At 72.7% G+C, this 7,669-nt stretch carries 5 protein-coding genes; 2 read left to right on the top strand and 3 right to left on the bottom strand.

The window, feature by feature from the left end; genetic code table 11:
- Positions 1 to 16 precede the first annotated feature (16 nt).
- Positions 17 to 1,375, bottom strand: coding sequence for a M20/M25/M40 family metallo-hydrolase (locus A8W25_RS29805; protein WP_067167481.1), 1,359 nt, complete (start codon positions 1,373 to 1,375; stop codon positions 17 to 19).
- Between the two features lie 176 nt (positions 1,376 to 1,551).
- Between A8W25_RS29805 and A8W25_RS29800 the strand changes: the two genes are divergently transcribed.
- Positions 1,552 to 1,818 (top strand): hypothetical protein, encoded by a 267-nt coding sequence (locus tag A8W25_RS29800; protein WP_067167479.1) that lies wholly within the window; start codon positions 1,552 to 1,554, stop codon positions 1,816 to 1,818.
- A 25-nt stretch (positions 1,819 to 1,843) separates the two neighbouring features.
- Here A8W25_RS29800 and A8W25_RS29795 read toward each other — a convergent pair whose 3' ends face one another.
- Positions 1,844 to 2,842, bottom strand: coding sequence for a LacI family DNA-binding transcriptional regulator (locus A8W25_RS29795; RefSeq protein WP_234386646.1), 999 nt, complete (start codon positions 2,840 to 2,842; stop codon positions 1,844 to 1,846).
- 395 nt (positions 2,843 to 3,237) lie between these two features.
- Here A8W25_RS29795 and A8W25_RS29790 point away from each other — a divergent pair, with 395 nt between their 5' ends.
- Positions 3,238 to 6,336 carry a GH92 family glycosyl hydrolase gene (locus A8W25_RS29790; RefSeq protein WP_067167478.1) on the top strand — a complete coding sequence of 1,033 codons (3,099 nt, stop codon included), beginning with the start codon at positions 3,238 to 3,240 and terminating at the stop codon, positions 6,334 to 6,336.
- Here A8W25_RS29790 and A8W25_RS29785 read toward each other — a convergent pair.
- A partial coding sequence (locus A8W25_RS29785; protein WP_067167476.1) for an alpha/beta hydrolase occupies positions 6,324 to 7,669 on the bottom strand: 1,346 nt, incomplete at its 5' end. The genes A8W25_RS29790 and A8W25_RS29785 overlap by 13 nt on opposite strands.

Here is a 7,669-nt window from a genome sequence, read left to right as displayed (position 1 = left end):
GTCCCGCCCACGCCGCTCACGTTCCGGCCCCCTTGCGGCCGGGGAAGTCCTCCGCGTACTCGCGTACGAACGCGGCCATCGCGATCACGGTGTTGCGCAGTTCGGAGAAGAGGACCCGTTCGTTGGGGGCGTGCAGGTTGCACATGCTGTCCTGGGCACCGAACAGCAGCACCTCCGCTCCCGGCGCCGCCTTGGCCAGGCCGTTGACCAGCGGGATCGAGCCGCCGGTGGCGACATACGAGGCCTCCTCGCCCCAGGCCTCCTTGAGGGCGGTGAGCGCGGCGCGGTAGGCGGGCCCGCCGGTGGCCGCCTCATATCCGGGGCCGGTGTCGCCGGGGGTGACCGTCAGCGGGATGCCGAACGGCCGGAGCGCGCGCAGATGGTCCACCAGCTTCTGCTGCGCCTCGCGTGGGTCCTGGAGCGGATGGAAGCGCAGGTTCAGCTTGGCCCGGGCATAGGGCACCACCGCCGAGGCCGCGTGCTCGACGGCCGGCGCGTCCAGGCCGATCACGGTGATCGCGGGCCCGCTCCAGAGCCGCTCACCGAGCGATCCCGACCCGATCAGGGGGAGTCCCTCCCGTACGCCCGCCAGGGAGCGGAACTCCTCCTCGGTGTACGTCGTCCCGGTCCACGGGTCGCGGCGCAGGCCCTCGACGGCCACATCGCCGTGCACGTCGTGCAGGGTGGCCAGGACCTTGAGCAGGGCGAGCAGCGCGTCGGGCGCCGCCCCGCCGAACTCGCCGCTGTGGCGCGGCTCGTCCAGGGTGCGGACCTCGACCGTCACTTCGGCGGCGCCCCGCAGCCCGGTGGTCAGGGTCGGGGTGCCGGGGCGGAGGTTGCCGAGGTCGGCGATGACCATCGCGTCGCAGGCGAACCGCTCGGGGTCGGTGGGCGGGAAGGTGTCGAAGGCGCTCCCGTACTCCTCCTGCCCCTCGATCACGATCTTGACGCCGACGGGCGGCCGTCCCCCGTACACCCGCAGCATGCCGAGGTGGGCGATGACGTTGGACTTGTCGTCCGCGATGCCCCGGGCGCGCAGTCCGCCCTCGACGGGGGTCGGCTCGAAGGGCGGGGAGAGCCACAGGCTCTGGTCGCCGGGCGGCTGGACGTCGTAGTGGCCGTAGAGCAGGACGGTGGGCGCGTCCGGGGTGGGGGCGGGGATCTGCCCGTACACCACCGGGGCGGTGCCGGGCAGGTCGAGCCGTTCGATGTGGGGCACTCCGGCCTCGCGGAGCAGCTCCGCCACCAGGTCGTGCGCCTCTTCGACGGGTTCGGGCGGAAAGCCCGGGAAGGCGATCGAGGGAATCGCCGCCAGCCGTTCCAGATCGGCGCGGAGCCCGTCCATGAGGCCGTCGACCTGTGTTTCCAGCTCCATCGCACGCCGCCCTGACTGCCGCTCCGCCGCCGCGCCCGGCGATCGGGCCGGCGGATCCGAATGCCATCGGGACACCACGATTCGCGATCGGGCGCACGGGCGCACCCCGGGTGGTGCAGCCGGGTCACCCGCGCCCGCACCGGGCGTTGTCAGTGGTGGGTGGCACGCTGGCGGGTATGGACGAGCTGATACGGCGCCGGGTCTACGGGGCCGACCACGACGATCCGGATCCCGGGCCGCAGCCGGGGCGCCGCTACCGCGAGCTGGTGGCGGGCCCGCTGGACGGGCTGCTGCTCGACGTCACCGGCTGGACCGACGGGCAGCTGGGCGAAGGCGCCGCGCTGGCCACGGAGATCGGCTCCCACGGCCCGGGCGGCCGCGCCTGGTACGGGCCGAGGCCCGGCGATCCGCAGCACTGGGACTGGGCGGGCGACACCCCCTGACCGCGCCAAGTCGCTCCCCGGGGCGTCAGGAGCCCCGCTGTCCCGGCCCGCGGACGATCAGCCGGGTGAGCAGGACGACGGACCGGGGCGCCGAGCGATCGCCGTCGATGCGGGAGAAGAGCAGCTGGGCGGCGGTGGCGCCGAGCGCGACCGGATCCTGGCTGACGACGCTGAGCGGCGGGCTGAGGCGGTCGGCGAGCGGGAAGTCGTCGAAGCCGACGACGTCGACGCGGTCGGCGTGCCCGAGCGCGCCCATCACCCCCATGGTGATCACGTCGTTGGTGGTGAACAGGGCGGTGGGCGGCCGGTCCAGGGCCCGCAGCGCGGCCAGCGCCGCCGCCGCGTCCGCCCGGCTGCGCAGTTCGTGCCGTACGAGCGCGGGGTCCTCGGGCAGGGAGTGCGCGGCCAGCGCGTCGAGGTAGCCGGAGTGGCGTTCGCGCTGGGTCCAGATGCCGAACCGGTCGCCGAGATAGGCGATCCGGGTGTGGCCCTGGGCGAGCAGATGGCGTACGGCCCGCTCCGCGCCGGCGCGGTTGTCGACCGTGACGGTGTCGACGGCCAGGCCCTTGGCGGGCCGGTCCACGCAGACGACGCGCGTGCCGCCCTCCATCGGCTGCTTCAGGAAGCCGTGGCCGCCGATGGTGGGGACCAGGAGGAGGCCGTCGACCTGGCGGGCGGTGAAGGCCGCTATCACCTCGCGTTCGCGGCGCGGCTCGTCGTTGGTGCTGCCGACGAGGACGAGAGAGCCGCGGCGGTGCGCCTCGTCCTCCACCGAGCGGGCCATCAGCGCGTAGAAGGGGTTGGCCAGGTCGTCCACGACGAGCCCGATCGTGGACGTCCCGGGGTTCTTGCGCCGTAGGTTGCGGGCGTTGTCGTTGCGCTGGTAGCCCAACTGCCGTACGGCCTGCTCGACTCGGGCGGCCGTTGCGGGGGAGACCCCTGGCTCGCCCGACACCGCGCGCGACACGGTCATGGGGCTGACCCCGGCGGCGCGGGCCACGTCCTTCATCGTCGGGCGCTTCACGGGCCTCCTCGGCGGCGGATCCCTCTCGGGGAGGGACTGCGATGCGTCGATGATTGCAGACGGAGCCGCATGTCAGGCCGGATGAGGGGACCTTGGGGCCGCTGGTGCGGCCTGGGCCCCGACGCGTCCCCGGCTTGGTAACGTTCCCATCCTTGACGGCCCGTGCCGCGGCTTGTTCATGTCCCGCACTCTTGACGAGTCGTCAGGGACACCTCAACAATCCTGAGTTGATTGGTAACGTTCACACGCCCACCCAGCACCCGCACTCCGAGCATCCCCGTCCCCGAGGCAGCCCGCCGGACGGCGAGCGGGCCTCCGCGAGAAGGTGGTCCCCCCTCGTGCTCCGATCCGTGCACCCCTCCAGATCCCGTCTCCGCTCCCGGTACACGGGGGCGTTGAGCGCCCTCGCCCTGGCCGCCTCGGGCCTCGTCGGCCTCGCCGCGGCGGCGCCGGCCCAGGCGGCGGCGCTGCCACTGACCCAGTACGTCGATCCGTTCATCGGCACCGACGACAGCAACGCCCCCAATCCGGTGCCGGGCGGCGCCGGGGGCAGCACCTACCCCGGCGCCGTGGTGCCCTTCGGCGGTGTGCAGTTCAGCCCCGACACCCCCACCGCCTCCCCGTCCGGCTACCGCTACAAGGACGCCACCGTCGAGGACTTCAGCCTCACCCACTTCGACGGCGCCGGCTGCGCCAACAACGAGGACCTGCCGCTGCTGCCGGTCACCGGCGCGCTCGGCACCTCACCGGGCTCCAACTGGACCAGTTACGCGTCCGGTCACACCAAGGCGAACGAGGTGGCCAGGCCCGGCTACTACAAGACCCGCCTGGACCGCTACGCCACCGACGTCGAGCTGTCCGCCACCACCCGCACCGGCATGGGCAAGCTGACCTACCCCGCCTCGGCCGCCTCCCGCCTGCTGGTCGCCACGGGCCGCAGCGCCACCGGCAGCCGCGCCGGAACCGTGCACATCAGCGGCGACGAACTGACCGGCAGCGTCACCGCAGGAGGGTTCTGCGGCTCGTCCAAGACGTACCAGATCTACTTCGACATCCGCTTCGACCGCACCCCGACCGGCTTCGGCACCTGGTCGGGCGCCACCGTCACGGACGGCTCGGCGAACGCCTCGGGCACCAACACCGGCGCCTACGTCACCTTCGACACCACCGCCACCTCCACGGTCCAGTTCAAGGTGGGCCTGTCGTACGTCAGCGTCGCGGGCGCCCAGGCCAACGTGGCCGCGGAGAACGGCGGCTGGGACTTCGGCGCGGTGCGCACGGCGGCCGACGACTCCTGGAACCAGATGCTCAACCGGGTCCAGGTCGGCGGCGGGAGCACCGCGGAGCGCCAGAAGTTCTACACCTCGCTCTACCACGTCCTGCAGAGCCCCAACGTCTCCAGCGACGTCAACGGCGACTACCGGGGCTTCGACAACGCCGTGCACAAGTCGTCCCGGCCCGTCTACCAGAACTACTCCGGCTGGGACATCTACCGCTCCTGGGCGGCCCTGATAGGGCTGATCGCACCCACCGAGGCCAGTGACATCGCCAAGTCGATGGTGCTGGACGGGCAGCAGGGCGGCCTGCTGCCGAAGTGGTCGCAGCAGACCAACGAGGACTTCGTGATGACGGGCGACCCGGGCCCGATCATCGTGGCCAGTCTGTACGCGTTCGGGGCGCGCGACTTCGACACCGGCGCGGCGCTCGCCCTGATGGAGAAGGCGTCCAACGGCGGCACCGCCCAGGGCAGTGCGATCCGCGGACGCCAGTCGACGTACACCAACCTGCACTACCTCGACGACCCCTCCGACTCGCTGGAGTACTCCGCGTCCGACTTCGCGGTGGCCCAGTTCGCCAAGGCCCTCGGCGACACCGCCGCCCACACCACCCACATGAGCCGCGCGCAGTGGTGGCGCAACACCTTCAACTCCGAGTCCTCGTACGTCCAGCAGCACAAGGGCGACGGCTCCTGGACCTGGCCGCTGGACCCGGCGAGCCAGTCCACCTTCACGGAGGGCAACGCCTCCCAGTACACCTGGATGGTCCCGTACGACTTCGCCGACCTGATCAACTCCATGGGTGGCCGCCAGACCGCCGTCCAGCGCCTGGACCACCACTTCACCGAGGTCAACGCGGGTCAGAGCAGGCCCTACTACTACATCGGCAACGAGCCCGAGCACGGGGTGCCGTGGGCCTACAACTACGCCCGCCGTCCGGCCGGGGCCTCGGACGCGGTGCGCAAGGTGATGGCCGAGTCCTTCACCACCGGCGCGGGCGGCCTGCCCGGCAACGACGACCTCGGCGCCACCTCCGCCTGGTACGTGTGGGCGGCGCTCGGCATGTATCCGGCCACGCCCGGCGCGGACGTCCTCGCGCTGCACGGGCCGCAGTTCCCCTCCGTCCTCATCCAGCGCGCGGCCGGGAACATCAGCATCAGCGCCGCCGGCTCCGGCCCCTATGTGCAGGGCCTCGCCGTCAACGGCACCGCCACCGGCCACAGCTATCTGCGCTACCCGGACCTCGCGGCCGGTGCCACCCTCTCGTACACCTTGGGCGCGACCCCCGGCCCCACCTGGGGCACCGGCGCGTCCGATGTGCCGCCCTCCTTCCAGGACGGCGCCACTCCGGTACCGGCCGCGCCCGAGCTCGGTGCCGACCTCGCCCAGGGCGCCACGGCGACCGGATCGGCGGTCTGCGCGGCGGCCGAGTCGGCCGACAAGGCGGTGGACGGCTCGCTCAGGAACAACAGCAAGTGGTGCTCGGCCGCGAGCAGCCCCTCACTCCAGGTCGATCTGGGGTCCGCGAAGACGGTGTCGTCGTTCGTCGTCAAGCACGCCGGTCTCGGCGGTGAGAACACCGGCTGGAACACCAGCGGCTTCCAGATCCGGACCAGCACCGACGGCTCCTCCTGGACCACGGCGGCCACTGTCACCGGCTCGCGCTCCAGCCGGACCTACCACCCCGTCTCGGCGCGCGCCGCCCGCTACGTCCGTCTGGTGGTCACCAGCCCGGCCAACACCTCGGGCAACGCGGCGCGTGTCTACGAACTGGAGGTGTACGGGGGCGGCAGCGGCAACCTCGCCCTGGGGCAGCCGGCGACGGGCTCGGCCCCGTGCAACGCGTCGGAGACCCCGGACAAGGCGGTCAACGGAAGCGTCAGCGGCGGCAACAGCGACAAGTGGTGCTCCCTGGCCTCCGGCACCAAAGACCTCCGGGTCGACCTGGGCGCCTCCCACCCGCTGAACTCGATCACCGTGCGCCACGCGGGCGCGGGTGGCGAGAGCGCCGCTCTGGACACCAAGGACTTCGACCTGAGTGTCTCCGCCGACGCGGCGACCTGGACCACGGTGGCCCAGGTCCGCGGCAACAGCGCCGACTCCACCACCCACCCGGTCGCCACCTCGGCCCGCTATGTGCGGCTCTCGGTCCTCAGCCCCACGCAGAGCGGTGACCAGGCCGCCCGGATATACGAGCTGGAGGTCTACGGCACCTGACGCACCGGCCCGGTCGACGGGTTGTCGCCGCGCGCCGACGGACAGCTGAGGTCGGCGCCCGGCAGCCGCCCGTCGGCCAGGTAGGCGTTGACGGCACCGTTGACGCAGGTGCTGCCGTAGGCGGTTCCGTACACGGCGTGCCGGTACGAGTTCTCCACGGTGATCAGCCGGGAGCTCGGCCACTTGGCGTGCATGGCCAGGGCCTCCGTGTACGGGACGCGCGGATCACCCGTGGCGTTGACCATCAGCGCCGGAACGTCGTTGTCCACGACGGTCGGCCGCTCGCGCGGCGCGGGCCAGAACGGGCACGGGGTGATGTCGTTGAGGATCGGGCCGAACAGCGGGTGGGCGGCGCGGCTGCCTTCGACGGCCCGCCAGAAGACCTCCGGGTCGCGCGGACCAGGGGTGTCGGCGCACAGATAGGCCGTCTGGGTGCTGCCGTAGGCGGAGTAGGCGCCGGTGAACAGCCCCGGCAGCAGCTCCGCGAGCCCGGGGTCGGGCTCGGCGTGGCCGGTCTCGGCGGCCCGCTTCAGCGTTCCCACCATGACGGCGATGTCCGCGTCGCTGCGCTCCAGGTCGTCGCCGAGGACTCCGTACACGAGCAGGGGCAGCAGGTGTTCGTCGAGGCGGTAGGTGCCGACCGTGAACGGGCGGCGGGCGGCGGCCGTCCGGATGCGGTCCACCGTGGCGAGGACCGCCTCGGGTGTGGTGCCCAGGCCGTAGACGGCATCGCGCGGCGCGGCCCACCCGGCCCAGTGGCGCAGGGCGTTCTCGTTCACCTCCTCCGTTGCGTACTCGGCCCACGGGGCGAGCCGGCGCGGCTCGTGCACGCCGTCCAGGACGACCCGGTCGGTGCGGCCCGGGAACATCGCGGTGTACACCTCGCCCAGATACGTGCCGTAGGAGATCCCCAGATACGAGATCCGCCGCTCGCCGAGCACCGTGCGCACCACGTCGAGGTCGCGTGCGGCGTTGCGGGTCGAGGCGTAGGGCAGCAGACCGGCCGCGTTGCGGCGGCACTTGGCGGCCAGCTCGCGCTGGAAGGCCGCCATCCGGTCGAAGCCCGCCCGGTCCTCGCCGGCCGCGCGGAAGTACGTACTGGTCGGCCAGCGGCAGTCGATGGGCGTGTTGCGGCCGACGAACCGGGGGTCGACCCCCACCAGGTCGTACCTGGCCGCGAGCTCGCCCAGGGCGGCCCGGCGCTCCAGCAGGTAGTCGATGACCGGGTCGGCGGGGCCGCCCTCGTTGACCACGAGCGCGCCGATGCGGTGGGCGGTGTCGGTGGCCGGGATGCGGGCGACCGCGACGGTGAGGGCGGGGCCGCCGGGGCGGG

Origin of the sequence: Streptomyces sp. ERV7 (assembly GCF_001653515.1) — a bacterium.
In the GTDB taxonomy this organism is placed as follows: domain Bacteria; phylum Actinomycetota; class Actinomycetes; order Streptomycetales; family Streptomycetaceae; genus Streptomyces.
Note: the sequence above shows the minus strand (reverse complement) of the source record. Positions and strands in the feature narration are given on the sequence as shown.

Bases quoted from the DNA above. Each gene is read 5' to 3' on its own strand.
- A8W25_RS29805 (WP_067167481.1), bottom strand. From the start codon at position 1,375: ATGGAGCTGGAAACACAGGTCGACGGCCTCATGGACGGGCTCCGCGCC.
- A8W25_RS29800 (WP_067167479.1), top strand. From the start codon at position 1,552: ATGGACGAGCTGATACGGCGCCGGGTCTACGGGGCCGACCACGACGAT.